Here is a 24,924-nt window from a genome sequence, read left to right on the forward strand (position 1 = left end):
AACAGTTTGTTGTTGGTTGGAAGCATCAACCAAAAGGGATTATTTGCAAAGTTAATTTCATATATTGTTGTAATTATCTGATTTATCATTATATTTATATGCAACTTAACTTGGTGGTTTTGGCGGTGAGATGTAGTATGCCGGCAACACATTTTCTGGAGACGCTAATGCGCAATTCAAGCTTTACCTTATCACTGGTTCCCAAACTGGGCTATGCCACGTCGATCAATATGATTTTCCTGGCAATGTCGTCCGGTTATGCGTGGGCGGTGCCGAACTATAATCTCAATGCGAATCAGTCGTCGGTGGGTGGCGCTTTGAGTAATTGCCAGGACGCCTATTATTCTCAAGAGCAGGAAAGTCCGCCGGATGTCTGCCAATCCGGATTTTCCGATCTGCAAAGCCTGACGCCGGATCAAGTGTTTGGGATGAGTTCCATGGCTACCCGTATCAACGGTGGCAAAAACGGGGTGCCGTACGATTATTTCGGTGTCAATAAACCTAAGATCGGCGGCGGCTCGGGCGATGCCGATTTTTCCGCATTGAGTTTTTGGGGTAAGGTGGATAGCGGCTTCGGTTCTCACGACACCACGGCGCTGAACTTGGCGGGTTTCAAATTCGATAACCACAATTTCATGGGCGGAGCGGATTATCGGATCAGCGATAGTTGGATAACGGGAGCCTACTTTAACTACCGGCACGGCAACGCCGTTTTCAATGCCGGACGCGGTGAAACTCTAAGCGATAGCTATGCCGGCAGTTTGTATACCTCGTACTTTATTACCAAAGCCCTGCATATCGATGCCACTGCGTCCTATGGCGGCGTGGATTATGAAACCACTCGCAATGTTACATTTGGCGGCCTCTCTTCAATTGCCAAAGCCAAGCCGGTGGCCGAGCAATACGCTTTCAGCTGGGGCGGCGGCTACGATTTCAATTATCAAGCTTTAACGGTCGCGCCCTATGCGCGAGGCGAATATACCGGTTTGAATATCGATCGGTACAGCGAATCCGGCAGTCCCGCCGCCGTGCAATTCGCCAAACAAAATATTGAGTCGCTGATTTCCACGGTCGGGGTGCAAACGGCTTATACCTTCAGTTTTCCTTGGGGGGTGTTGATCCCGCAATTGCGCGGCGAGTGGCATCATCAGTTTCTTGATGGCCGCCGGCAAGTGACGGGCAGTTTCGTCGCCGACGGCACCGGCTCGACGTTCACCTTAGTGAATGACGCTCCAAGCCGCGATTACTATACCTTCGGTGCCGAGGTGTCCAGCGTATTGCCGGGCGGCGTCTCCGCCTTCCTGGCTTACGAGACCTTGCAGGGTTATCGCCATATCGACAGTAACAGGTTGATGCTGGGCGCCAGACTGGAGTTTTAGACTGGATATGGGCGGCCTCGCTCGTTTGGGGTGAAGCCGCCACAGGGTGTTATTTGTCTTTATATCCAATGCTTAACCGGCAGCGAAGGCCTTTTATTGTGCCTTTCGATAGTCCGTCGCTCTTATTAATGATCACGATATAAGTGCAGAGTTTTCGCGGTTCGTAAGCTTATTTTTCGATCATGCATCGCTCGCCGCCATGCTAGAATTCGGCGCATTATCACTTCCTGTTCGCCGATTGCCAGTGGCTTCCCAATTATTACCCGTATCCAACGATACAACCCCCGCGCGACTGCGGGAAATTCCTTATAACTACACCTCTTTTTCCGACCGTGAAATCGTGATTCGCCTGTTGGGCGAAGATATGTGGTGGGTGCTTGATTCCTTGCGCGAAGAGCGGGTTACCGGGCGCTCGGCGCGTATGTTGTACGAAGTGCTGGGTGACATTTGGGCCGTGCAGCGCAATCCCTATCTGGAAGACGATTTGCTCAACAACGGCAAGCGGCGGCGGGCTTTGCTGCAAGCCCTGCGGCATCGTTTGCGGCAGATGGAAGTTCGGCAGGCGGAGTTGGAGAGTCAAAACGCCGATCGGGCGGGGCGCGTGGCGCAATTGATCGCCGCCGCCCATCAGGCGGTAAACGAATTCGAAGCGCATTTCGAACGCACCGCGCAATTGCGCCGCAGCGTGCTCAGCTTGCTGTCGCAATACACGCGCAAGGACAACATTAGTTTCGACGGTTTTGCCCGCGTCAGTCATGTCACCGACGCCACCGATTGGCGGGTGGAATATCCGTTTGTGGTGCTGTATCCCACCAGTGAAGACGAAGTGGGGCACTTGGTGCGTGGCTGTATCGAACTTGGTCTGACTATTATTCCGCGTGGCGGCGGTACCGGCTACACCGGGGGTGCGGTGCCGCTCAACGCCTACTCCGCGGTAATTAATACCGAAAAACTGCTGGCGATGGGGGCTGTTGATCGGCAAACCCTGTTGCCCGGCGTGGATAGTTCGTATGCAACGATTCATACCGGTGCTGGCGTGGTCACGCGGCGGGTAATGGAAATTGCCGAACGAGCCGGTTTGGTGTTCGCTTGCGATCCGACTTCCGCCGATGCGTCGTGTATCGGCGGTAATATTGCGATGAACGCTGGCGGTAAGAAAGCCGTGTTGTGGGGAACCGCATTGGACAACCTGGCCTCTTGGCGGATGGTAACACCCGACGGCAATTGGCTGGAAGTTGAGCGGCTGAATCACAATCTCGGCAAAATCCACGAGCAAGATAAAGCCGGCTTTCTGCTGAAACGCTTCGACGCCAGCGGCAAGCAGCTGCTAGGTGAAGAAACGTTGGAAATTTCCGGCAGCTTTTTCCGCAAGACCGGTCTGGGCAAAGATGTCACCGATAAATTCCTAGGCGGTCTACCGGGCATACAGAAAGAAGGTTGCGACGGCATTATTACCTCCGCGCGCTGGATTCTGCACGAAATGCCGCCGGTGACTCGTACGGTTTGTCTGGAGTTTTTTGGTCAAGTACGGGAGGCCGTGCCTTCTATCGTCGAGATTCGCGACTATCTGGCCGGCCTGCCGAAGGAAGGCGTCAATCGCGTGATGCTGGCGGGTCTGGAGCACCTGGACGAACGTTATGTGAAGGCGGTCGGTTATGCCACTAAAGCCAAGCGCCACGGCCGGCCGAAGATGGTGTTGATCGGAGATATCGTCGGCGACGACGAAAACCAAGTGGCTATGGCGGCTTCGGAAGTTGTGCGTCTGTGCAATGCACGCGGCGCCGAGGGTTTTGTCGCGGTCAATCCGGAAACCCGCAAAAAATTCTGGCTGGATCGCGGTCGGACGGCGGCGATTGCCAGACATACCAACGCCTTTAAAATCAACGAAGATGTGGTGATCCCGTTGCCGCGCATGGGCGATTATTGCGACGGCATCGAGCGTATCAATATCGAATTGTCGCTGAATAATAAATTGCGCCTGTGCCGGGCATTAGCGGAGCTGTTGGGCGGCGATTTGCCGTTGCGTGCATATGAAGAGGGGGTAAACAAAGCGGAATTGCTCGACGAGCGCCGGGCTTTGGCTTTAGATGCAGTGAACACCGTAAAAGAGCGTTGGCAATGGATTTTCGACAATCTGGATATGCCACTGGCCGAAGCCGAAAAAGCCTTCGCGGCTAAAGGCATCCAAATCGGCGAATTGAGCAATCGCGCCGCCGAGCCGATTCTGTTTCATCGCTTGCAGGATTATTCGCTGCGGGTTTCTTGGAAACAGGAGTTGCTGCCGCGGCTGCGGGAGATTTTCGAGGGCGATAACTTCAAACCTATCGTCGAACGTGTGGAAGCGGTGCATAAGGAAATTCTGCGCGGCCGGGTTTTCGTCGCCTTGCACATGCACGCCGGCGACGGCAACGTACATACCAACCTGCCGGTCAACTCCGATCATTACGAAATGTTGCAAGAGGCCAATGCCGCCGTGGCGCGGATCATGGCTTTGGCGCGGTCGCTGGGTGGAGCGATTTCCGGCGAGCACGGTATCGGTATCACCAAATACGAATTCTTGACTGAGGACGAATTGGCGGATTTTCACGCCTATAAGAACCGCATCGATCCGGAAGGTCGTTTCAATCGCGGCAAGTTGATGCCGGGTGCGGATTTACGCTCGGCTTATACCACCTCGTTTAGTTTGATGGGTTTTGAGTCGCTGATCATGCAGCAAAGCGATATCGGCGCGATTTCCGATTCGGTGAAGGACTGCCTGCGCTGCGGCAAATGTAAGCCGGTCTGCGCGACGCACGTACCGGCGGCCAACTTGTTGTATTCGCCGCGGAATAAGATTTTGGCGACTTCGTTATTGATCGAAGCGTTTTTGTACGAAGAACAGACGCGACGGGGGATTTCGATTACCCATTGGAAGGAGTTCGAGGACGTCGCCGATCATTGCACGGTTTGCCACAAATGCTTCAACCCTTGCCCGGTGGACATCGATTTTGGCGACGTATCGATGAATATGCGCAATTTGCTGCGCAAGATGGGCAAGCAAAGCTTTAACCCGGCCAAAACCATGGCGATTGCTTTTCTTTCCGCGTCCAGTCCGAACACGGTTAAGGCCATGCGCACGGCGATGATTGATTGGGCTTACAAGGTCCAGCGCATCGGCAATACGCTGTTAAAGCCTTGGAGCAAAGCGCAGATCGCGCAGCCGCCGGCCACGGTCGGCAAGCCGCCGGTACGCGAGCAGGTGATTCATTTCATGAATCGTAAAATGCCCGGCGATTTGCCGACTAAAACGGCGCGGGCGCTATTGGACATCGAAGACGGACAAATCGTGCCTATCATTCGCGATCATACGAAAACCCGCACCGATTCCGAGGCCGTGTTTTATTTCCCAGGCTGCGGTTCCGAGCGTTTGTTCTCGCAAGTCGGCTTGGCGACGCAGGCCATGTTGTACGAGATTGGTGTGCAAACCGTATTGCCGCCCGGTTATCTGTGCTGCGGCTATCCGCAACGTGCCGGAGGCCAGTTCGATAAGGCGCAGAAAATTACCACCGATAACCGGGTGTTGTTTCACCGCGTAGCTAATACGCTGAATTATCTGGATATTAAAACCGTGGTGGTCAGTTGCGGTACTTGTCAGGACCAATTGCAGGATTACGAATTCGAGAAAATTTTTCCGGGTTGCCGGCTGATCGATATTCATGAATACCTGTTGGAAAAAGGCGTACGGCTGGAAGGCGTGAGCGGTGAGCGCTATTTGTATCACGATCCGTGCCACAGTCCATTCAAGCAGCAAGATCCGATGAAAGTGGTTAGTCAGTTGGTTGGCGCGCCGGTCGGTAAATCCGAGCGTTGTTGCGGCGAGTCGGGCACTTTGGCGGTGGCGCGGCCGGATATTTCCACGCAAATTCGTTTTCGTAAAGCGGAAGAATTGCAAAAAGATGCGGCTAAGTTACGCGCTGACGGCTATGAAGGCGCAGTGAAGATGTTGACCTCATGCCCGTCCTGTATGCAGGGCTTACAGCGGTTTGAAGATGAAGTCGATAAGATGGAAGTCGATTATATCGTCGTGGAAATCGCCAAACACTTATTGGGCGATAACTGGATGAGTGTTTATTTGGATCGAGTTACCAAAGGTGGGGTTGAGCGGGTTTTGGTCTGAGCCTACTTGACGATCAAGCCGGCATGGATATGTAGCCGGCTTGTCGTCGTCGCAAGTAGTCCGTAACTAAAGTCGGGCAACCGTAGGGCCTAAGAGTTCGATTTATTTGGGTGATGGATGTTTTTGGTGAAATTCTGCTAGCAAACGCTGCGGTAATTGCGTAACGAAAAATTATTTTCAGGCAATAAAAAAGCCGCAATGAATTGCGGCTTTTTTTGAATTTGGAGCGGGAAACGAGACTCGAACTCGCGACCCCGACCTTGGCAAGGTCGTGCTCTACCAACTGAGCTATTCCCGCAAATATAGTAATGGATGCGACCACTACCACAAAAACCTCTGTAAGTAGCGTCTTTACTGGCTTTTACAGGTTTCGATAATTTGAGTTACCCCAAAAGTTACCCCTGCTACCTCCGAAAGAGCGGCCATTTTCACATAAAACCCCGGAAAAAGGCAAGGGACAATCGGCAGCAAAAAACCGCTTTTCTTGATGCCGTAAAAAAGAACATAGGGCACCCAAGAAAATCGGGACTGATCGGACGCAAGTCCTATACATGGAGTAATGCAGCCTTACGCCAATTTCCGCGATTCCCTTCATCGCCGAACGCAGATATTCCGCGCCTTCCAGCCCGACGGGCCTCGTTCGAAGAAAAGCTGCTAAAAATATGAAACGGATAAAAATACTAATTTATTCAATGTGTTGCGCAAAAACAGGGCCAATTCGACTTTGCATTTTACCGCCCGTTATTTCACAAACCGCCTTTTTGTTTCAATTTATGAAATATGTTAAGCCGGCCGGCGAAGCCAATATGGCCCTTTAAACCCGCGAATTTCGCGGCTTGCCGGCCAATCTTCGGGATTGGGTAGGTGCAAAGTTAATTTCACACGCAAATTTTTATGCAGAAACCGCGCGGGCGAGGAGGAGTGAATTTACGCCTGGCCGACGGCTAGAAAGTACGGTGTACCGGGACCGGACGTTTACAGTTCGATCAGCGCCAAGTTGCAGACCGGCGAGGTGTAATCGATCTCGCGCAGGTTGTGTAGACGGTTAAACATGGCGATCAAACTATGGTGCGCCTGGTTGAACAGTCGCTGCCTGGCCGCGTCGGCCCGTTGGGTTTTCGCATAGCGGTAAGCCACAAATTGATCCAGCGACAGCCGGCTGGCCACCGGGTTTTTCAGCTCGGTGGCCATGACTAACAGTTGGCGGCGCTGGCGTTTGCCGTCGATCAAGTGCGCACCGTGGCGCACGAACCACAGCTCGATCAGTTCGGACAGCAAGCGGCCGTCGCCCAACGATCCCGCCGCGACTTGGTACTTCTCCAAGTAACTGCGCTCGAAGACGGCAGCAGCGTCTCGCGATAGAAAGCCGCGCCGCCGGATACGCGGTATCCCTTTCCGCTGGATTTGTACTTGCCAAAAGCCGTTAGCATCTTGATGGATTGCCATGGGGTAAGCCTCCTGGTATCGGTCGTGGAACTTGAAACGGCAAGCCGAACAGCGCCGGCCTGCCGTGGCCGGCGCTAATGCGGCGCGGTCTCGATCACGCCGATGACGTGCGCCGTGGCGTGGTGTAGGTCGGGCATCTCGTAACCGTTCGGCCCCACGCCGAAAGCCCGTTGATACAACAGCTCGCATAGCAAGTGCGAGGTTTCCCGTTTAAAGAAATCCTTTTCTTCCAAGGTATAGCCTTGGCTTCTACCCTCCCTGGCGATCAACGCCATCACCAGATTCTTGAACGAGTCGTTCGCCGTTTCGATCAATTGGTCAACAGACTGATCCACCATGCCGACAGCGATTTGCGCCTGCGCGTAATTCATTCTGTTATGCAGGTCGGACAGTTCGAGATCCAGCCGTTGTATCTCCCGATTCGCCTGGTCGATTTGACTTTGCAGGGCCGGCAACTTCGTTTCCAACGCCGCCGCCGTTTGCCGCTGCGCCTCGTACTGTTCTTCGGTCAAGGTGGGCCGGCGTAACCGCGAAGGGCTTTCCAACGCTAAATCCTCGATCCGCAACTGTTCGCCAATCTCACCGATCGTTCGCCGATAATCGGCAATTTGCCGTTGAGCACCGACAACCGCCTGGCGTTTCTCCAGCAATCGGCCGTTCAAAACGTCGATGTCGGCTTTTGCCCGGCGATAAGTCGCGATGTGTTCATTGTTTAACATGTTATTCACCATAATATTGAATGCTAGGGGGCGCTACACGGCATGCACCGCGTAGCGCTTCGCTGGGTTTAGAGCAAGTGGTCGTATCGATGGGCGCCGGACGTCAGATTGAGCACATTTTCCAATATATCCGCTGCTTCCTTGTAAAGCTCAATGTGTTCGACATTGCCATGGATGTCGCTAAATATGAAAAGCGTTCCTTTCACGTCGTCGATTTCCTTTTGAAGGCTGTCGACTTCCTCGGATGACATAGAACGGCCTAATTTGATTTTGCGCGCTATGCCCACAACCTTTTGGAAGGTTTCTTTTAGATACTGCTTTTGATGTTCACTAAGTTGGTTCATGGTAGTTACCTCGTGTTCAGTTGAAAAATACCGGCTTTGCGCTGTCCGGCCCAGCCTCCTCAAGCCCTTTTCCAAACTATGAAAGCGGTAAATTGCCGTTCATAGAATCCGGAAAGCTGTCGAGCGTCATGTCGATCGGCTTGGCGCCCAGCTGCGTTCTGATTGAGTCGTTAAGTCCCCAAATAAGCCAACCCTGGTTGCGCCGAGCATCACCGTTGTTTCTAGCGAGGTATCCCAGCGGATCGGGGTTCTTGGTGTAGTAGCCTTCCAGATTCAATTCGTTGACGATAGACTCCAGGTTATCGCTGACGAATTGCCGAATCGTGTTATTGAATTTCGGACGCGGATAAACCACCAGCCGGGCTCGATCGAGTTCTGCTTCGAAATCTTGCGCGCGTAGCTGAGTGAGCGGTGAATTAACGGGAAGTGGTGTTAATGCCATTTTCGTTCTCCAAAGTAATCGTTAAGAAACCCGGTTTACAGCCGGAACTGCTCCCAAGCCTGGCCTTGCATTCGGTATTTCTGCTGTTCGCCTCCGTAGCGGGTATTAGTTAAGGGTTTGCCGCTTTAACACCGGCAAAGCGTTCGCCGTTCATGTAGTCGGGTATCTCGCCGGCCGCCGAGTCGTCCGGGTGGCCGGTCGCGGTGCGCTGCGGCGCCGGCAAATCCCAAAGGAACACGTTGTTAATCATTTTCTCGTTGCTTTCCACTCGCAACGCTTGGGCGATCTCCGCCAAATGAAACGTTACGAACCGGGCCAGTGCTTTAGTCACCTGGTGCCTGGGCCACACGCGTACCCGATCTTGGTGTAAATCGGCATCGAAGCCTTTCCGCCGAAGCTCGGCTAATGGGTTAATTGTTGTCATATCGCTATTCCTCGTCGGTGGTTGGTTGTCTCCTCAAGCCCTGGCCGGTCCAACGGGATGATTTAGTCGATCAGAGGGTCGCCTCCCTGGCGCCGCGCTCGATCGCCAAATAGGGGAATGAACGGCGGAAAACGCCGACGAAATAAAAAAAGAAAAAAAACGCGATTTTTGCCATACCACCTATACCACTATCCCTCAAGCCCACGGCTGGCGTGGCTTTCAGGTGGGGTACAGGTGCCAAAAAGAGTGGTATGGGTTTTAAACCGCTGCCCCACCGAGCGGCTGTTTTCCGAGTTTTTGGTATTGGTGGTATAGCTATGGTATAGGTAAGTAAGTTATACCTATACCAGTTAATACATTGATAATTAACGGCTTTTATTTGGTGGTATAGGTGGTACAGCAAAAGCGCCGGTTTGCAGAATTTCATGGGTCCAGCTCCTCAAGCGGTATATCCAGCAAATCAGCGAAACGCTGTACCAGTACCGCCCGTTCCGGTAACTCGTAGAATTTGCCGCCGCCGCGATCGGAGCGGCCGTGCACGGCGATACCCAGCTTGGCCATCATCCGTCCGGTAAAACTGGCAGCGGCCGCCTTGGAGACTTTCTCGCCCTCCTCGGCGCTCCAGGCTACAAAGTCGTCAACCAACTCGGTAGCCAAAATCCTCAGCCGGCCGTCGAACGGTTCCTCCTTGGCGATCTGGTGGTAAAAGAACTGGTTAACACCGCTCAGGTTGCCCAGCTTTTCGGCGATTAACGCGGCGGTTTGCGGACAGCGATACGGGTCGAAGTCGGCGATGTCGACGATCAGCAGATAATTCAGCAGCTTGGCCGGGCCGTCGTGATTGATCCAATGCCACAGCCGGCGGAAATAACCGGGATCTTGCGCGAAACTATCGGAAGGCTCTAACACCAAATATCGCCGTTCGCGGATGCCGGCGCTCAATACCCTGGCGTGGTTGCTGGCGAAGATCAGCCGGCAGTAATTCGGCAAAGGTTCGATCTCCAGGCCTTTGCGTTCCAGGTTCACCGTGGTTTCGGAAATGATGCCTTTCAGGCGGTCGGCGACGTGCTTGTCGGTCAAATCCACCTCGTCGGCAAAGATCAACAACCGATTAGCCACCAAGCCGTTAAAACGGCCGGCGATCGCATAAGCGCCGTTGGTCTTGTTGCCGTGCGATCCCAAGATCCGCAGCAAGGGTTCGGCCATGGTGCCTTTGCCGGTGCCTTCGACGGACTTAAGGACCACGGCCACGCTGGGCTTGATGTCCGGCTTTTGGAACAAGTGCGCCATCCAGCCCACCAAATAGTGATAGGAAGGCTCATGGCCGGCGCAAATCACGTAGCGCAAATGGTCCAGGTAGGGTTTAACGTCGCCGGCCTTGGGTTTTACCTGCAAGCCGCGGTAAAAGTTGAGCACGTCGGTCGGGCATTTTTTCGGATTGGGAAAAAAGCCGACGCCGCCAAGCTTGAGATTTTTTCCAGACCATTCCAGCCAAGCCTGAGCGGGGTTTTTGGGGCGTCCTCGCCCGACGTTATCGCGTCCGCCAATCAACGGCGCATGCATGAATTTTTTCTTAAATTCGCCCAACGGCTCAAAGGTCAGCACAAGGCCTTGTACCTGGCAATAGCGTTGGCCAACGATCACATTTTTACCGCCGACCAAGGCATGGCAATAGTCCTTGATCATCCGTTTCAACACCGCAATGTCATCCGGACTCAACACCGTGCCGTCCGGCAACGTGTTCAATAAATCCGGATCCTCTTCCAGCGGATCGACGGCATCGTTCAAATCGAGTGCGGCCTTGGGCGGCATCGTGGGCAAGTCGGCAGTCTGCCCCGTACTTTTGTACGGTGCAGCTGGCGCGATAGCCGGCAGTTCGCCCTGTTCGGCCAGGTTTTCGAACAAGTCTTGCCTTAAGTCGTCGGCAGCGTCCATTAGACCGCGCCTCCCGCCGAAATCACGTCATTCCAGTCGGCGCCGGTTTGCGCCGGAATCAGATACTTGCCGCCGATCGCCAACGCGGCTTTTTTCGCCGCCGTTTGGCCGACGCCGCTTTCGTCGTTATCGCCGGCGATGACGATCTCGGCCGCCGGATACAAGCGCCTGGCCACCAAAGCGACTTGCTCCAGGTTGCCGGCATCGGCCGCCACCATCACGGCCACGCCCAAGGCTTCGTGCAAACTGGCGCCGGTGGCCCAGCCTTCGCAGATCAGCAAGCGTTCGCCGTCCATCGGTTGGCCGATCGGCGAGAAACAGCCTTTCTTGCGGCCGCCGGCCAGAAAGCGCTTGTTGCCCTCGGCGTCGATGAATTGCAGATTGACCAGTACGCGAGTGTCGTCGTAAAACGGCACGATCAATGAACCGCGCCCGGTGCGGATGCCGTAGGGCTTTACCCGCTTACGCCGCAAATAAGGGTGTTGCTTGGTCTCGAACACCGGTTTGGCGTTCTGCCATATCCAACGGGCCTTCTCTGCGGTTTCTTGTTGGCGTTGCCAGCGCTCCCGTTGGCGCCGCTTGCGTTCGGCTTCGATTTGCCGGCGCATCGCCAAAGATAGCGGCTTGCCGCAAGCATCGCCTTGCCGCCAAATGACTTTAAGGTCTTGGGGAAAGTGTTCGAAGTAACCGGCCGGATGATTGTCCGCATGCAATATATAGGCGCCGTTTTTTTTGCCGGGTCTATCTCCTTCCACATAAACGCGATGCAATAGGCTGTCGCCGAATAGCGGTTCTTTAACGACCATCCCAGCCTTAGCCATGTCGGCACGGAATTGGTCGATGATATTTTGATAGTTGTTCGTCATGATCTGCTTCCTTGCCGGCCATGTCGCCAGCGGCGGCCGATCGCCAGACGGAGATCGGCCACGGCCCGCGCGATACCGGCAGTTTGATGGATGCCCGGTCGGCGTTAAGAGGCGTCGGTTTTGGTCGAACGCTCGCCGGCCGTTTGCAGAAACGCCACCTGTTTTTGGTAAAACAGCTCGGTGACGCCGTCGCAAATCTCTTTCAAACGGTCGATGCTCGGATCCATCAAACAAGACAACTCGGACAGCTCAATCGCGCCGCTGCCCGATTGCTGGCCGGCCAATAATCCGGACAAGCACCGCAGCTTGCTCAACTCGTTGATAAAGTCGTCTACCTCGCCGCGCCAGAAGCTGAGTTGCTGGGCAGAGTCGGGCGCAATCGCCGGCGCGCCGGCGGCCGGTTTAACGGCATTCAGCGTGGCAGTTTGCTCGGCACGGCCGACGGATTTTGGGGATAGTTGCGCTTTCATGCCGCCCCCCCTTCAATGCCGTAAACGGTGCTGTCGGCGCTTTCCTGCATGTATTGGCAGACCTTGACCAAATGTTCGGCTTCGGTGGTTAGGCATACGATTAAATCGAATTTTGCCGAAATGCCCTTGAAAGCGTTTTCGATCAGCAGGTGGAAAATGCTATTGATTGAAGAGACTGATTGATTGAGTTGTACGGCGGCGCCTCCATAGGATTTAATCCGGCGCTTTTTAGCGTTAAAGCGGATTAAGGCAGCGGGATTGCCGCCGCTGGTGTCGATCGCCTTGCAGACGTTGATTAAATCCTCTGCATGGCTTTCCAGGCACACGAACAAATTGTGCGGCGCGGAATGATCGATAGCGGAATGCTCGATCAGCCGATGGAAAATTTCGTTGATGCCGGATATAGCGGCGTTGAGTTTTACAGATTCATCGCTATAGCTGATGATTGGGCGGATTTTGCCCGTAGCTTGGGTGTTCATAGCGGTTATTCCTTTTCTGAGGCTTGATAACCGCCGCCTAACGTTGCAAATCGTCGGGCGGCGACGCGTAACAGGTTTGCAATACCGGGAAAAGGAGCCGGCCAGCCTTGCGGCTGCCCGCTACGCGCCACCAAAATACTTGGACGCACCAAGGGCGCGACCATTTTCGTGAGGCAATAAAAAACGCCTTGATTCGGCGTCTTGACGCCTTTTCTCAACGGGTTGCAAATCCCGACTCTCGTTTTTTGCGAAAGCGGATTCAGAATAGCCTTGTGCCTAGAAACTGTCAACCGGTTCATGCGGCACGCTCCTCGCCGTCGGCCGGCGCGGCTTCGACTTTACCGCCGATCTTGTCGATCAAGCCGCGAATATCCTCAACGCGCCAGGCGGTGGTCCGTTCCGAGATTTTAACCGGCTGGGGATAGATGCCTTCCTTTACCCGGTTTAAAAACGTCGTCCGGCCCACCGGAATCAAGGCCGGGGTTTTCTTCTTCTTGTCGCCGACAATATCCCAGATCCGCAAGAATCCGGTTTCGGGTAGTTTGTGGGTTGCAGTTGCCATGTAGACGCGCTCCTCGTGTTTATTGAACGTGAGTGCATCTTATTGACCGCTAGAAGAAAAACAGCCTAATGGCTGTTAATGTACCTTAATGGTCATTATTGGCTCTTAATGTCAGCTTTTGCAGCGTCCGGGTATATTGTGCGCCGGTATATTCGCTCGATCTTTGCCTTGTCGAGAATTTTTCTGCCGATTAGACGAAGTTCTCGATCTGTGCGGCCGACAATGCAAGAATGTCGAAACTCTTCGCTCAACATATAGGCGACGGTTTCCACTTCGGTAGGCGTTTTGTCGTATTTGCTTTCGAATGCATCCAAAGCGGCGTGAATCACTTCCAGGGCTTCGGTGTTTCTGGTGATCGGTTTTCGCTGAAGGATGGCTGGATATGAAGGGTCGATAGGTTGAACAATGGATTGCGGTTCATCGGTAATTGGTTTGTACAGTACCAGGTCGTAATCAAGCCTACCTTTCTCGACCAATTCCGGTTTACTTCGCAGGCGACTCGGTTTGTATTTGTTGGAAGCGATTTTAAAATAGCACCGGTCGAAATCTGCATCGGACAATAATCCTTTGGCGACCATCTTGGTGAACGCGCTGTCGTCCTGCCGGATCGGCACTAAACGGTCGATTTTAAATCCGGATAAACTTCCGGTCATATTGAAAAGCTTCGCATCGGCTTCGCTCAATGCAAAAGCGCTTTTGACTAGATCGCAGGGACGGTAAAAGTGGTAACCGAGCCCTATTCCGGAGCTGACATAGGTTCCCCTATCTTCGGCTTTAATCAAGTGAACCGGCCGGCCTTGCTCGTCATCGACAAGCCAATCGCCATGCCCGCGAAAATAAACCAGAACCATTCCCACTCCGTCAAAGTGAATGCCGTCAGATAAGGAAAACCGGAAACGAGTTGACGAAACCCGCTTGTTGCCCCGTCGGGCTATCCGGTTGATTAAATTATAACCAATAGAAAGTTATTATTTTCTGTTCTGAAAGAAAATACTTCTAGAATCGTTCGATATGCGTTTCAAGTCATGAAAGCCAGCATTCAAAGTTGTGTTGATCTTATATCTTTCAATATCGCAATAAATTGATTTTCTTTGCTTAATCCCAGCGCCGGAATCACCACTTCTAACAAGACAATTATTTTTTCAAGATATGAACCCGCTTCTCCGGTGCACGCTTGCGTAATCGACTTTTCATAAAACGAAGGTGTTCTAAGTAAAAAACGTTGGTGATCCAAAATAAAAATCCACTTCGCACTTAACCATTCGAAAGCCGGTTTAACTATCACTTTAAGGCTGTTTGTAGTGCCGGCGATTTGAAGGACTTTAAATACCAATTCAAAAACCTGTCTCGGCGATGGTGTAACTGTATTTTCACTTGCTTGCCGGTGAATCGTCATAAGTTCCGCCAATGAAGTGTTGAAGTCGATAGCGGGAGAGTATCCTTTGAATGAATTCAGAAATTCGTTTCGAATTTTAAACCCTTGGGCTATTTCTAAGGACTTAACTAGCTGATCTAAGGCCAGAATGTTTTCTGCAAAAATGCAATTGCAACCAAAGCAAAGTAAAAGCATTTCCGCAAGATCAGATAGTTCTAACTCTTGTTCAAACGTTGGAGCCGGAATCGAGCCATAAGTCATGTTATACGGGTTAAAGCTATTGCTTAGACCCCGGCTGCGAGCATAAGCTAAAGATGCTACAGTTTCCTTCAAGGCAGAAATGAAAAGCTGGGTATCCAGTAAAGTGAATGCTTTATGCATTTTAGAGAGGGTGTCCTGAATTTTGTGTAAACGGGATTTAATTATCGATTGTGCATCCTGTCTTCAAACTGAATGCTAAACCGATTCAACGCGGCTTTCCAGTCATGCAAAGGCATGGTCCATTTTTTACTGATATTCATCAGGGCCAAATAGAACAATTTCGACAAGGCTTCATCACTGGGAAATGAACCGCGATTCTTGGTGATTTTCCGCAAACTCATGTTGACCGACTCAATGGCATTGGTGGTGTAAATGATGCGGCGTATCTCCGGCGGATAGTCGAAAAAGGGGATGATCCGATCCCAATGACGTCGCCAAATTTGGGCAATGGGAGGGTAGGCCTCGTTCCACTGCACCTCGAACTCAGCCAGCTTCTGCTCCGCCTTGGCGACGGTGGCTGACTGGTAAATCTGCTTGAGATCGGCGGCGATCTGTTTGCGCATTTTCCAGCCGACATAGTTGAGGCTGTTGCGGACCAAATGCACGATGCACAGTTGAACGGCTGTGTGTGGATAGACGGTTTCAATCGCTTCGGGAAAGCCTTTCAAGCCATCGACACAGGCGATGAAGATGTCTTGGACGCCGCGATTTTTCAGGTCTGTCACCACCTGTAACCAGAACTTGGCACCTTCGGTTTGGGCAATCCATAAGCCCAGCACTTCCTTTTCCCCGCTTAGGTTAATTCCAATCGCCAGATAAACGGCCTTGACCCGCACCGCACCGGTATCGCGCACTTTGACGTGGATGCAATCGAGATAAACGATGGGGTAAACCGGGTCGAGCGGTCGCGTTTGCCAGGCTTTCACTTCCTCAATCACGGCGTCCGTCACTGAGGAAATCAAGCTAGACGACACTTCAGTGCCATACAGCTCTTCCAGATGGCTCTGGATTTCCCTGACCGTCAGCCCTCGGGCATAAAGCGAAATAATCTTGTCGTCAAAGCCCGTCCAACGGGATTGGTGTTTGCCAATGATTTGCGGCTCGAACTGACCATGACGATCACGTGGAATCTCAATCGGCAATGCGCCAAAATCACCTTTCAGCGTTTTACGGCTTTTGCCGTTGCGCGTATTCCCCGTAGCATTACTGACAGACTCATGCTTGCCATGCCCCAGATGTTCGGTCATTTCAGCTTCTAAAGCCCGCTCCACCAGCGCCTTGGTGAGTTGTTTCAGCAGGCCATTTTCGCCCAGCAGGTCTTCCGGTTTTTGATAGCCGGACAATAAGGTATCGATTAGGTCGGTTGGGATCGATTTGGGTAAGGTCATAGTTACTCCTCAAAGTAAGGGCAGTTTCCTGCCTAATGACCGTTTACACAAAAATTCTTACACCCTCATTTTAGAAGGCGTTAAATATATCTCACCCTCAAACACAGGCCCATTTGGTAAATGGCTTGTCAGATTTTTTGTAATCCCGACATCTAGGCAACTTTCATTTTCTACAGCGGCCAGCATGTACCAAGCCATTTCAATGGGAGCAAGGTATCGTTTTTGAATTTCTGGATGAGGCTCAGGATTACTTACAACACCTGGATATATCTTCGTTTCTTCGCCATCGCCAAGAAGAATTTTTTTACCCGTTACGTCTTGGGTAAGCCAAAGTAAGACGTGACGAATTGTTGCGTGACAGTGAGCCGCACGTATAGAACTGGTTGAGTCGATATTCTCAAGTTCTTTGAGAACTATCATGAAATCGCGTAAGCATGTTTCACGGTCTCCGGAATACCAACTAGCCAACGCCGCATCAGCCATCAAGCCTATACGCATCGGCACCATGTCGGGGATACTACATTTTCTGGCCGCATCACTGGCATAAAGGTAATAGATTCTGGCTGTGCCAAAGTCACTTTGCGTTTCGGCACTTATGGCGGCTTCACGCCCCAGAAAAACTTTCTCAGTTCTGTTGAGCGGTGCATCACTTTCAATTAATACTTTGGACAATTCGAGATTACCCTGATGATCTTCTGCTCGATAGTGAACTTTAGCTTTTGCCCTCACAAGTTCCGAATTAGTTTCACCATAAAGCAATAATCCCTCATCAAGAATTGCGAGTGCTCGATCTTTATCGTTGCCATATTCGTCAATCATGATTGCTTGGAATTTTCTGCAGCAAACGGCCAAGTTAGTGTGGGACCATGATTTTGCATATATTTCCAATTGAGCAAAAATTTCTGAATGCCTCGGAGGATCGAGAGTTTTTTCTGCATGCTCTTTCAGCCATGCGCCAGCGACTAACATGTCAATTTCAATATCCAGCTCATTAAATGAATTTAATAATTTTTCACGAAATACTTGTCTGCAGGAGTTTAGGAATTCGAAAACTGGAATCAATTCATTAATTTTTTTAATTTGCTGTGTTTGGTTTAAAAACAAAAAACCAACGACTGAAATACCGTTTAATTCCTGTGGTGCGATATTTTCAAATTCTGTAGAGGGAAGAAAGTTCTGTTTATTTTCCAGCAAAATATTCAGTTTAAGAATAATATAAAAAAAATTAGGAATTGCTCCAAATTTTGATGTTGTACTCAATAATTTGCTGTAAACCATCAGAGCGGTTAAGTTCCTTTTTAATACATCGTCAACGCGATTACTATCAGCTTCGAAGCTTTCTAGGACATCTTGAAATTTCTCGTTTGTTTTCTCTTCATGGCAAAGAAGAAGTAACTGTGCACCACGAAACATTAGGCTAACATACGGATCATCTTCAAATGCAATGGTGTCCGATCTAATCAAGGTAAATATTATGAGATATGGGGCTATCATCTCTAATTGTTTTTGGTCCGCTCCAAGTACTGCTAAACAATGAATGACAATAACTTTAGTATTTTTTCCGATTATTGCTGCAATAAGCGCCGAATTTGCATCTATTGGGTTTAATGAATTTCCCTTAGTAAGCGAATTTGCAATTTCAAAGTTGACTTTGCGTTTCTGTTCATCAGTCAATGTATTTATCGCTAAATTTGAGAGTAGCGGCGACAAAGCGAACCGATCACGCTCATGCTGATCAACCCATGCACCAATCAAATAATCGAAATGTATCCCACCATCAGGCACAATCGGAGCAATTTGCGCCATATCCAATACAAAGCTCCGACTAAAACTACCAGACTTAAGGGATAGTCGTTCTAGTAATCTCCGGCCGTTTTCTGGCAATTCATTCAACAGTCTTTCTCTAGTGCGCATGCGGACTTGCTCAACTGCAGGATTTCCATCAAACAAAGAGGCCATGGTGCTAAATTCACTAACATTCCAACCGCTACTTTGCATGCTTTGAATTGCAGCAATGGCAAGCTGTGGATGCCCCCCTCCTGAAAGAATGCGGATGTAATTCACCCAGTTTGCATTATTAATTCCAAGCCCAACTAGTATTTCTTGTATGTCAGATTCAGTGAATTCAGCAAACTTAATTTCAATTATTGTTTGAAGGCCGGCATAAAATAAAAAGTCCTGACCTGGTGACCTTGGAGCAGTAAACAATAGAAGAGAGTCTGTTCGGTCACATACCGATTTCAAGATCAAGAGTTTTTCATTTATGTGTGGTTCGATTCGGCATTCAAAGTCGTCAATTAGGAAACCAGTAATTGATCGCTCGGTTACCCAGTCTATGGCGTCTGAAAGAACTAATCCCACCTGCTCTTCGTTGAGCCCCCTTAGGTTGATAGTTCCCCAATCACCGCCTATTTGCCTAGCAGCCATTTTGGCGCCAACAGTCTTTCCGACGCCTGAAGCTCCATACACCCAACTAAATCCATATTGGGTCAATGCGGACACGATATTGTTTATTAGGATAGTCCGACTAGCTATTGCCGACGGCAAGGGTACCTCATCAATAGGCCGTGGTTCTGCAATTCTTTTGAACTGAAGATCTGTAGTTTTGTAAGCCGATTCTGCAAGAATTTTGTTTATGAGTTGGCTTTGTATGTCGAAATGCGCACGATTGATTGGAATTTGAGTTGCTTCATCTAGTAACTTTTCTAAAGAGCATTTATCGACAGATCTTTGTTCCTTTTCACTTTGCGTTGCCTTGACTAATAGAGTTATCAGAATATTGTTCAAACAGGCGTCAACTTGTGAATGAACACCCCCTCGCCCCCTAATTAGTGCGAAAAGCTTGCTTTTCAACTGTGATAATAAAAATCTTGATTCTAGCGCTCCGCAATCAAAGTGAATTCTTTTTAGAAATTGCTCTCTAAATTCTGTGTCATCCAAGTTCTGGATGTAGATCTTGGTTTGCTGTGAAAGCTTGGATATTTCAAGTATATTCCGAAGGGGTTGTATATCCCCGGCTTTAGCTAGCTTTCTCCATGTCTCTAAGGTTGGAGTATCGCCGATGCGATGGTCTTTAGATTTTTCTTTCGCTATCATTGAGGTAGTCAGGTGGCGCAACCTGATCTGCAGTTCTGGATTTTTTAACTGTAATTCAACAAAACTATCAATAGAAGCGACTATATCGTCAGAATTAATGGTTACATTATGTTTGGTTCCTTTAACTTGCACTGCATTTAAAGCGTCTCTGGCAACAGCTACATAATCCTCAGCCACCTCAAGAAATAAGAACTCTTCGACCCCCATTTCGATCCATGCAAGGGCAGATTGGTATATTTGATAGACATACCCCTGTAAGGCATCAACTGCGTCTCTAGCCTCATTACCCTTAGGTAGCTGCGTTATCGTCATGGTTGTATTTAAGATTCCATAATTTAAGTAATTATGCTTTACACATGTAGACGCTGCCGTCCGCTGTATAAAGAAAGTGAAACTGGTTATTGCAAGAGCTTACGTGAATTAGCCTAGCCCAGTTATTTGGCTGCCTTCGCAATGCTCTTCAGTCTATCCAAATAATCAGCCCATTGCTGCATCATCTTGTGCCGTTCCTGCAAATGCGCCGTCCGGTTGTACGCACGACCGTTAGGATCGCGAACCGCGTGGGCGAGCTGGTGTTCGATAAAGTCCGGCCGTACGCCCAACACTTCGGCAAGTATAGTCCTGACCATCGCCCGCAAGCAGTGCACGGCCATTTGATCTTTGCCGTAGCCCCTGAAATAAACCAAAATCCAATCCGTTCAAGCGAAAGCCGTCCGAAAAGTTTAACCGAAAATGGGGGACGAATGCCGTATGTTGCAGAGCTAACGCTATACGGATGAAGAAAATATTCGATTAACGGCCAAACTTGCCGACCGGGCGTGCATAATGCCGCTTTCAACCCAGGAATAGGCCGCCATGTCCGTTGATTGCCCGAATTGCCTCCAAAAAGCGCGGATCACATCGCGCAATACCCTCACCAAAGAAAAAACCGTCGTCGACTTATATTGCGAATGCAAAAACCCGTTATGCCAGGCGAGATTTGTAGTCACAAATTCGTTCACACGCTGGATTAACCCGCCGGCTAAAACGACCGCGCAAATTGCACTAAATCTGTTGAACCACTTGAGCAAGGAAGAGAAGGCAGAGCTATTGAAATAAAGCTGCATTTAGGCGCTGTGCGCTTAACTTTGGGACTTACATTGCCCCTCTTTTGAGAATATCTAAATAATCTGCCCATTGCTGCATCATCTTGTGCCGTTCCGGCAAATGCGCGGTTCTATTGTAAGCACGGCCGTTGGGGTCGCGCACCGCGTGGGCAAGCTGGTGTTCGATAAAGTCGGGCCGCACGCCCAACACTTCGTCAAGTATAGTCCGAGCCATCGCCCGGAAGCCGTGCACGGTCATTTTGTCTTTGCCGTACCCCAAGCGCTTTAAGGCGGCATTCAGCGTGTTTTCGCTCATGCAGCGGATGCCGGACGGCGTTCGTTCCGACGGGAAGGCATAGCGGCCGTGACCGGTTAGCGGTTGCAGTTCTTTTAAAATGGCGACCGCCTGGCGCGACAGCGGCACGATGTGTTGCACCTTGGTTTTGGTCACGAGGTAACGCCATTCGGTGGTGTCCAGGTTGACGTCTTGCCATTGCATGGCGCGCAATTCGCCCGGCCGGACGAAGACTAGTGGCGCTAATTTCAGCGCGCAAACCGCCGGCAAAGAGCCTTGGTAGCCGTCGATCGCACGTAATAGTTCGGCGGCTTCTTTCGGCTCGGTAATGGCGGCAAAGTGTTCGCTTTTGGCCGGGGGCAGGGCGCCTTTCAGGTCTTGGGTAATGTCGCGTTCCGCGCGGCCGGTGGCGACGGCATAACGAAACACTTGCCCGCAGATTTGCAAGGTGCGGTGGGCGGTTTCTATGGTGCCGCGTTCTTCGATGCGCCGCAGGTTGGTCAGTATGTCTTTCGGTAGTATGTCGGCAATCGGCCGGGCGCCCAGCCAAGGGAATATGTTGCGTTCCAGCATGCGCTTGGAGCGGTTGTTTTTCTCGTCCCAGGTTTCGACTTTTTTGGCGCCCCATTCGCGGGCGATGATTTCGAAGCTGTTGGCCACGCTGTCGGCGCGGGCTTCTTTGATGGCTTTGCGGTTTTCGCCGGGATCGATTGTCGCGGCGACTAACTTTCTCGCTTCGTCGCGTTTTTCTCTGGCTTGTCCGAGGCTGACTTCCGGATAGGTGCCGAGCGAGAGTTGTTTTTCTTTCCCCTCGAAGCGGTATTTAAACCGCCACCACTTGCCCCAGCCGCTTTCGGTCGGTTTGACCAGCAGGAATAAGCCTTTGTCGTCGAACAGCTTGAAAGCCTTGCCGTCTTTGGCTTTGTCGCTTTTGTGAGCGTTGCGGCATGCGGTATCGGATAGGGCCATGGGGGTAACTCCAATTGGGGTAACTCAGTTACCCCCGAATGTTACCCCCAGTTGCCCCCGGATTTCAATGAATCCTGTTGAACGCTATTGAACAAAAAAAACCCGCTAAGCCTTGCGGCTAGCGGGTTTTATGAATTCTATCGAACGGTATTGAATATAGTAATGGAGGCTGCGACCGGAATCGAACCGGTATATACGGCTTTGCAGGCCGCTGCATAACCATTTTGCTACGCAGCCTTTATAGGGACAATAAAAAAAGCCGCGATTTGCCGCGGCTTTTTAAATTTGGAGCGGGAAACGAGACTCGAACTCGCGACCCCGACCTTGGCAAGGTCGTGCTCTACCAACTGAGCTATTCCCGCTTGGCTTACTATCCTGCGTATTATAAAAAGATATTTTTTTGTGTCAACAGTTATTGCAGGTTTATTGCAGATGTCCAGGCCTTTCTACCTTGGCATTCGCCAGATTCGGTGATTTCGACTTCCGCCCACACAACATTCTTATCGGTACTATCCGACTGAGACTGAATCAGTTTGACCGGGGTATTAAGCGGCATATGTTTGCAAGCGCCGTCACGATCATTTTCCTCGGTATCGTCGTAAGCAGCCATGGAGCCGGGCACGGAGACCAATCTAACGGTTGCATTGGGATCGTAAGTATTCGGACTTTTCAATACGTAACTTTGTCCGGGCACCATGGCTTTTGCTTGATGAACCGGCAATTTGACATCGGAACCGCCACCGAAAATCAAAACTGCCAACACTAATGCAACGGCGCCGACACCGCCAAAAAATACTTTAGGATTGGATTCTTTCAGTGCCAGCAGGTTGGCCACAATATTGCCCGCTGCGTTTTTTGCGGCGGCTGCCGAATCGGCTGCTGTATTGGTTTCTGTTTGTTTAGGCTCTTCAGCTTGATTTACGTTTTCGGTCTCGTTGTTGTTTTCGTCAAGGCTCATGCGATGTTTCCTCTTAAGCTAGTTATTATTATGGTTAAGTGGCTAAAGTTACCACGCCGTTCGAACATTTCAAGCATTCATTTCTTAGTCGTTTCTATTTATCTTAAGTGCAACTGTAGCAAAAATGAACATGACAGGATAAAAAAGCTGAGAGAGCTTAGAAATTGCCGGCAATATTGGAACAAACTTAGTTGCTAACATTTGGCGCCGTTATGCGAATCCATCTGAAATACTTCACTATGCTGACGATGTTTTTGCTATGCAAATGGGCTGGAGCACTCGAGCCGTCCGCTAAAACCCATATGCTGGAGCAAGCCGCGGACTACGCTCTTTAGCCAAGCATCCCGAGTGAACATCATGCAGGCTCGTATCGAGCAGGCTGATGCGCAACTGGGCGGAGCGTTAGCCAGTTTTTATCCGCCGATTAAAACCAGCCTGACTTATCAACATAGCAATCATCCCGCGCAAGCGTTTGCGAAGATCATCGCTCAACGGCGGCTGGATTTTAACAGCAGCGATTTCAATCATCCAAGCGGAGTCGACAATTACCGGCCGCAAGTTACCGCCAGTTATTCATTGTTTCGCGGCGGAAAGGACTACCACTCAAATCAGGCTGCGAAATAAAGCCCTGAATTGGGAAAATCCGCCACCCGTAATCGCTTGGCGAATAATGTGGCCACTGCTGATTACGGAGAGTTGGTAGCCATTGAAGCGGACCAAGTTGTCACCGGTGAAATGGCTGGGTGCAGCCCAGTGGAAGCGATTCCGGTTTTGTTCGACGTATTCGACGCCAAGCCGCTGCCGGTCGGTTATGGTGCGGAGATGGCCGGGGAGGGGAGGGGAAAATCACTGTCGATGTATTCCGTGATTTAGGTTTGGCCTTCGTGGCAGCGATGGTAATGATTTACATCCTGCTGGTCGGCCAGAGCGGTTTGCTGGCGATGTCAGTGTATATGCTAGCCCGATTTACTTCACCGCCACGGCGATGATAGGCATGATCGCATTGGCCGGCATCGTGGTGTGCAACTCGATTATTCTGATCGACTTTATCGAAAATATTTATCGCGGTAACCCGGATATTTCTTTGGTCGACGCGATTATCGAAGCCGGCGCTACCAGCTTGAGTCCGATCTTTTTGACCGCCGCCTCGACTTTGTTTTCGTTGGTGGTGATTCCGGTGGTGCATTTTTTGATTTATCGGGATTCGGCGCAGGTGGTTGCGGCGCATAGCGGTGCAGTCCATGCCATTGCGGCTAAACGCGCGCGGCGCATGAATGCCGCCAAATTCAATCATTCCAAATTGGCCGTAACTCACCGCGTGGCCACCAGTAATTTGAAAAGACAAAAGATCACATTCCCTTTCTCGCGCCGTTCGCACTAAGCCTGAATATGCCAAGTTAAATAGCGTTTTGGGGGCAAGTCATCGTGACAATGCTCAGCGGCGGCGCATGCAACCGAATCGATAGGATTGATATTTCCCGGCGTAACGGCATATTTCCTTTTTTTATATCTCGGATTGACAAGCTTTTTCTAGGCAACCAAACTGCAATACCAATATTTCAGGTGCGGCCCGGATTTATTTTCCGCCAGCCTGTATGCCGCAGTCCCAGACCATGCCGATTTAACCCGCGCCAAGGTTTTAGAGGCAGGCTTCAGTCACGCCATTTTTGACGGTACGAAGCCGAACAAAGCCTAGGTCCGCGAAGCAGCGCCGAACCTTGCCTAGCTGTTTGCTTTCGCGGCTTTGATATCCGATTTTTTTAACTCTATCTTTTCGACGAAAAATTATTTATGCGCCAATTCACTAAATCCATGACCGCTTTATTACCCGTTGCCACCTTTGTATTGGCGCTGACAAACATCGAAGTTTGCCGAGCCACCCCGCAGGATGATCAGATACCCAATCTCGTCGGCACTTGGACGGGAGAAAATCAAACCTACTCTGAGAAAAAAGGTTATTCAAACTGGAATAAGACTATTGAAATATCCGAGCAGAAAGGACGGATATTCAAAGGGCATTTTACCTACGCTGATGGCACCAAACATTTTTTTGGAATCATCTATGCAGATAACGCCTCGTTTACCTGGGTGGCGGCGGATAGCAAGGGTTATAACCAGGGCCGAATTCTCGGCAAAAATGCCATAAGCGCGTGTTATACCGAGTCCGGCGCGGACGCGACGGTTGGCTGTGCTGAATTAACCAAAAAAGGTCAATAAATCCTCATTTAAGACGCCGCGTTTAGGCCTATCAACACCAATATTGCCAATAACCCTG

The 24,924-nt window shown here is 50.7% G+C and carries 25 protein-coding genes and 3 tRNA genes; 7 read left to right on the top strand and 21 right to left on the bottom strand.

Features of this window, described 5'->3' with window-relative positions; all coding sequences use genetic code 11:
• Window positions 1-167 precede the first annotated feature (167 nt).
• Both ACH50O_RS00555 and ACH50O_RS00560 read left to right on the top strand, forming a co-directional pair.
• Complete coding sequence (locus ACH50O_RS00555; protein WP_446810126.1) at window positions 168-1,379, top strand: autotransporter outer membrane beta-barrel domain-containing protein; 1,212 nt, start codon at window positions 168-170, stop codon at window positions 1,377-1,379.
• Between the two features lie 244 nt (window positions 1,380-1,623).
• On the top strand, window positions 1,624-5,535 hold the full coding sequence (locus ACH50O_RS00560) for a DUF3683 domain-containing protein (protein ID WP_446810127.1): 3,912 nt from the start codon (window positions 1,624-1,626) through the stop codon (window positions 5,533-5,535).
• 222 nt (window positions 5,536-5,757) lie between these two features.
• On the opposite strand, the gene ACH50O_RS00565 is transcribed toward ACH50O_RS00560, so the two are convergent.
• The 17 genes from ACH50O_RS00565 to ACH50O_RS00645 all read right to left on the bottom strand — a co-directional run bounded on the left by ACH50O_RS00565 (window position 5,758) and on the right by ACH50O_RS00645 (window position 19,995).
• Window positions 5,758-5,833: transfer RNA gene (locus ACH50O_RS00565), tRNA-Gly, on the bottom strand.
• 677 nt (window positions 5,834-6,510) lie between these two features.
• Complete coding sequence (locus tag ACH50O_RS00570; RefSeq protein ID WP_446810128.1) at window positions 6,511-6,981, bottom strand: phage integrase; 471 nt, start codon at window positions 6,979-6,981, stop codon at window positions 6,511-6,513.
• Between the two features lie 74 nt (window positions 6,982-7,055).
• Window positions 7,056-7,700, bottom strand: coding sequence for a hypothetical protein (locus tag ACH50O_RS00575; RefSeq protein ID WP_446810129.1), 645 nt, complete (start codon window positions 7,698-7,700; stop codon window positions 7,056-7,058).
• 68 nt (window positions 7,701-7,768) lie between these two features.
• Window positions 7,769-8,044, bottom strand: a complete 276-nt coding sequence (locus tag ACH50O_RS00580) for a hypothetical protein (RefSeq protein WP_446810130.1) — start codon at window positions 8,042-8,044, stop codon at window positions 7,769-7,771.
• A gap of 76 nt (window positions 8,045-8,120) precedes the next feature.
• Window positions 8,121-8,486, bottom strand: a complete 366-nt coding sequence (locus ACH50O_RS00585) for a hypothetical protein (RefSeq protein WP_446810131.1) — start codon at window positions 8,484-8,486, stop codon at window positions 8,121-8,123.
• Window positions 8,487-8,595: 109 nt separating this feature from the next.
• On the bottom strand, window positions 8,596-8,910 hold the full coding sequence (locus ACH50O_RS00590; protein ID WP_446810132.1) for a hypothetical protein: 315 nt from the start codon (window positions 8,908-8,910) through the stop codon (window positions 8,596-8,598).
• Between the two features lie 70 nt (window positions 8,911-8,980).
• On the bottom strand, window positions 8,981-9,337 hold the full coding sequence (locus tag ACH50O_RS00595) for a hypothetical protein (RefSeq protein ID WP_446810133.1): 357 nt from the start codon (window positions 9,335-9,337) through the stop codon (window positions 8,981-8,983).
• The gene (locus ACH50O_RS00600) at window positions 9,334-10,845 is read right to left on the bottom strand and encodes a primase-helicase family protein (protein WP_446810134.1); all 1,512 of its coding nucleotides are present in this window, start codon (window positions 10,843-10,845) and stop codon (window positions 9,334-9,336) included. Before ACH50O_RS00600 ends, ACH50O_RS00595 begins: the two co-directional genes overlap by 4 nt.
• Window positions 10,845-11,711 carry a toprim domain-containing protein gene (locus tag ACH50O_RS00605; protein WP_446810135.1) on the bottom strand — a complete coding sequence of 289 codons (867 nt, stop codon included), beginning with the start codon at window positions 11,709-11,711 and terminating at the stop codon, window positions 10,845-10,847. The genes ACH50O_RS00600 and ACH50O_RS00605 overlap by 1 nt, the downstream gene beginning before the upstream one ends.
• Before the next feature lie 104 nt (window positions 11,712-11,815).
• A complete protein-coding gene (locus ACH50O_RS00610) occupies window positions 11,816-12,181 on the bottom strand; it encodes a hypothetical protein (RefSeq protein ID WP_446810136.1) in 366 nt (121 codons plus the stop codon).
• Window positions 12,178-12,660, bottom strand: a complete 483-nt coding sequence (locus tag ACH50O_RS00615; RefSeq protein WP_446810137.1) for a hypothetical protein — start codon at window positions 12,658-12,660, stop codon at window positions 12,178-12,180. The genes ACH50O_RS00610 and ACH50O_RS00615 overlap by 4 nt, the downstream gene beginning before the upstream one ends.
• A 295-nt stretch (window positions 12,661-12,955) precedes the next feature.
• On the bottom strand, window positions 12,956-13,222 hold the full coding sequence (locus tag ACH50O_RS00620; RefSeq protein WP_446810138.1) for a helix-turn-helix transcriptional regulator: 267 nt from the start codon (window positions 13,220-13,222) through the stop codon (window positions 12,956-12,958).
• Between the two features lie 95 nt (window positions 13,223-13,317).
• Entirely contained in the window at window positions 13,318-14,073 is a 756-nt protein-coding gene (locus ACH50O_RS00625) for a hypothetical protein (RefSeq protein ID WP_446810139.1), read from the bottom strand.
• 188 nt (window positions 14,074-14,261) lie between these two features.
• On the bottom strand, window positions 14,262-14,978 hold the full coding sequence (locus tag ACH50O_RS00630) for a hypothetical protein (protein ID WP_446810140.1): 717 nt from the start codon (window positions 14,976-14,978) through the stop codon (window positions 14,262-14,264).
• Window positions 14,979-15,019: 41 nt separating this feature from the next.
• Window positions 15,020-16,246: an IS256 family transposase gene (locus ACH50O_RS00635; protein ID WP_446809210.1), complete on the bottom strand. Its 1,227-nt coding sequence runs from the start codon at window positions 16,244-16,246 to the stop codon at window positions 15,020-15,022.
• Window positions 16,247-16,303: 57 nt separating this feature from the next.
• Complete coding sequence (locus ACH50O_RS00640; protein WP_446810141.1) at window positions 16,304-19,654, bottom strand: hypothetical protein; 3,351 nt, start codon at window positions 19,652-19,654, stop codon at window positions 16,304-16,306.
• 122 nt (window positions 19,655-19,776) lie between these two features.
• The gene (locus ACH50O_RS00645; RefSeq protein WP_446810142.1) at window positions 19,777-19,995 is read right to left on the bottom strand and encodes a hypothetical protein; all 219 of its coding nucleotides are present in this window, start codon (window positions 19,993-19,995) and stop codon (window positions 19,777-19,779) included.
• A 202-nt stretch (window positions 19,996-20,197) separates the two neighbouring features.
• Between ACH50O_RS00645 and ACH50O_RS00650 the strand changes: the two genes are divergently transcribed.
• On the top strand, window positions 20,198-20,440 hold the full coding sequence (locus tag ACH50O_RS00650; RefSeq protein ID WP_446810143.1) for an ogr/Delta-like zinc finger family protein: 243 nt from the start codon (window positions 20,198-20,200) through the stop codon (window positions 20,438-20,440).
• 36 nt (window positions 20,441-20,476) lie between these two features.
• Here ACH50O_RS00650 and ACH50O_RS00655 read toward each other — a convergent pair whose 3' ends face one another.
• From ACH50O_RS00655 to ACH50O_RS00670, 4 genes are all read right to left on the bottom strand, one after another.
• Complete coding sequence (locus ACH50O_RS00655) at window positions 20,477-21,691, bottom strand: tyrosine-type recombinase/integrase (protein ID WP_446810144.1); 1,215 nt, start codon at window positions 21,689-21,691, stop codon at window positions 20,477-20,479.
• Window positions 21,692-21,854: 163 nt separating this feature from the next.
• A tRNA-Cys gene (locus ACH50O_RS00660) sits at window positions 21,855-21,928 on the bottom strand.
• A gap of 49 nt (window positions 21,929-21,977) precedes the next feature.
• Window positions 21,978-22,053: transfer RNA gene (locus tag ACH50O_RS00665), tRNA-Gly, on the bottom strand.
• 50 nt (window positions 22,054-22,103) lie between these two features.
• Window positions 22,104-22,649, bottom strand: a complete 546-nt coding sequence (locus ACH50O_RS00670) for a hypothetical protein (protein ID WP_446810145.1) — start codon at window positions 22,647-22,649, stop codon at window positions 22,104-22,106.
• Between the two features lie 357 nt (window positions 22,650-23,006).
• On the opposite strand from ACH50O_RS00670, the gene ACH50O_RS00675 reads away from it, so the two are divergent.
• From ACH50O_RS00675 to ACH50O_RS00690, 4 genes are all read left to right on the top strand, one after another.
• The gene (locus ACH50O_RS00675; RefSeq protein WP_446812095.1) at window positions 23,007-23,273 is read left to right on the top strand and encodes a TolC family protein; all 267 of its coding nucleotides are present in this window, start codon (window positions 23,007-23,009) and stop codon (window positions 23,271-23,273) included.
• 9 nt (window positions 23,274-23,282) lie between these two features.
• Window positions 23,283-23,522 carry a hypothetical protein gene (locus tag ACH50O_RS00680; RefSeq protein WP_446810146.1) on the top strand — a complete coding sequence of 80 codons (240 nt, stop codon included), beginning with the start codon at window positions 23,283-23,285 and terminating at the stop codon, window positions 23,520-23,522.
• Between the two features lie 121 nt (window positions 23,523-23,643).
• A complete protein-coding gene (locus ACH50O_RS00685) occupies window positions 23,644-24,030 on the top strand; it encodes a hypothetical protein (protein ID WP_446810147.1) in 387 nt (128 codons plus the stop codon).
• A gap of 410 nt (window positions 24,031-24,440) precedes the next feature.
• Complete coding sequence (locus ACH50O_RS00690; RefSeq protein ID WP_446810148.1) at window positions 24,441-24,866, top strand: hypothetical protein; 426 nt, start codon at window positions 24,441-24,443, stop codon at window positions 24,864-24,866.
• Window positions 24,867-24,924: the final 58 nt, after the last annotated feature.

Source organism: Methylomonas sp. 2BW1-5-20, assembly GCF_052474515.1.

Excerpts from the sequence above, each read along its gene's own strand:
- ACH50O_RS00555 (WP_446810126.1), top strand. The coding sequence starts at position 168 with ATGCGCAATTCAAGCTTTACCTTATCACTGGTTCCCAAACTGGGCTAT.
- ACH50O_RS00570 (WP_446810128.1), bottom strand. The coding sequence starts at position 6,981 with ATGGCAATCCATCAAGATGCTAACGGCTTTTGGCAAGTACAAATCCAG.
- ACH50O_RS00575 (WP_446810129.1), bottom strand. The coding sequence starts at position 7,700 with ATGTTAAACAATGAACACATCGCGACTTATCGCCGGGCAAAAGCCGAC.
- ACH50O_RS00580 (WP_446810130.1), bottom strand. The coding sequence starts at position 8,044 with ATGAACCAACTTAGTGAACATCAAAAGCAGTATCTAAAAGAAACCTTC.
- ACH50O_RS00585 (WP_446810131.1), bottom strand. The coding sequence starts at position 8,486 with ATGGCATTAACACCACTTCCCGTTAATTCACCGCTCACTCAGCTACGC.
- ACH50O_RS00590 (WP_446810132.1), bottom strand. The coding sequence starts at position 8,910 with ATGACAACAATTAACCCATTAGCCGAGCTTCGGCGGAAAGGCTTCGAT.
- ACH50O_RS00595 (WP_446810133.1), bottom strand. The coding sequence starts at position 9,337 with ATGAAATTCTGCAAACCGGCGCTTTTGCTGTACCACCTATACCACCAA.
- ACH50O_RS00600 (WP_446810134.1), bottom strand. The coding sequence starts at position 10,845 with ATGGACGCTGCCGACGACTTAAGGCAAGACTTGTTCGAAAACCTGGCC.
- ACH50O_RS00605 (WP_446810135.1), bottom strand. The coding sequence starts at position 11,711 with ATGACGAACAACTATCAAAATATCATCGACCAATTCCGTGCCGACATG.
- ACH50O_RS00610 (WP_446810136.1), bottom strand. The coding sequence starts at position 12,181 with ATGAAAGCGCAACTATCCCCAAAATCCGTCGGCCGTGCCGAGCAAACT.
- ACH50O_RS00615 (WP_446810137.1), bottom strand. The coding sequence starts at position 12,660 with ATGAACACCCAAGCTACGGGCAAAATCCGCCCAATCATCAGCTATAGC.
- ACH50O_RS00620 (WP_446810138.1), bottom strand. The coding sequence starts at position 13,222 with ATGGCAACTGCAACCCACAAACTACCCGAAACCGGATTCTTGCGGATC.
- ACH50O_RS00625 (WP_446810139.1), bottom strand. The coding sequence starts at position 14,073 with ATGGTTCTGGTTTATTTTCGCGGGCATGGCGATTGGCTTGTCGATGAC.
- ACH50O_RS00630 (WP_446810140.1), bottom strand. The coding sequence starts at position 14,978 with ATGCATAAAGCATTCACTTTACTGGATACCCAGCTTTTCATTTCTGCC.
- ACH50O_RS00635 (WP_446809210.1), bottom strand. The coding sequence starts at position 16,246 with ATGACCTTACCCAAATCGATCCCAACCGACCTAATCGATACCTTATTG.
- ACH50O_RS00640 (WP_446810141.1), bottom strand. The coding sequence starts at position 19,654 with ATGACGATAACGCAGCTACCTAAGGGTAATGAGGCTAGAGACGCAGTT.
- ACH50O_RS00645 (WP_446810142.1), bottom strand. The coding sequence starts at position 19,995 with ATGGCCGTGCACTGCTTGCGGGCGATGGTCAGGACTATACTTGCCGAA.
- ACH50O_RS00650 (WP_446810143.1), top strand. The coding sequence starts at position 20,198 with ATGTCCGTTGATTGCCCGAATTGCCTCCAAAAAGCGCGGATCACATCG.
- ACH50O_RS00655 (WP_446810144.1), bottom strand. The coding sequence starts at position 21,691 with ATGGCCCTATCCGATACCGCATGCCGCAACGCTCACAAAAGCGACAAA.
- ACH50O_RS00670 (WP_446810145.1), bottom strand. The coding sequence starts at position 22,649 with ATGAGCCTTGACGAAAACAACAACGAGACCGAAAACGTAAATCAAGCT.
- ACH50O_RS00675 (WP_446812095.1), top strand. The coding sequence starts at position 23,007 with ATGCAGGCTCGTATCGAGCAGGCTGATGCGCAACTGGGCGGAGCGTTA.
- ACH50O_RS00685 (WP_446810147.1), top strand. The coding sequence starts at position 23,644 with ATGATCGCATTGGCCGGCATCGTGGTGTGCAACTCGATTATTCTGATC.
- ACH50O_RS00690 (WP_446810148.1), top strand. The coding sequence starts at position 24,441 with ATGCGCCAATTCACTAAATCCATGACCGCTTTATTACCCGTTGCCACC.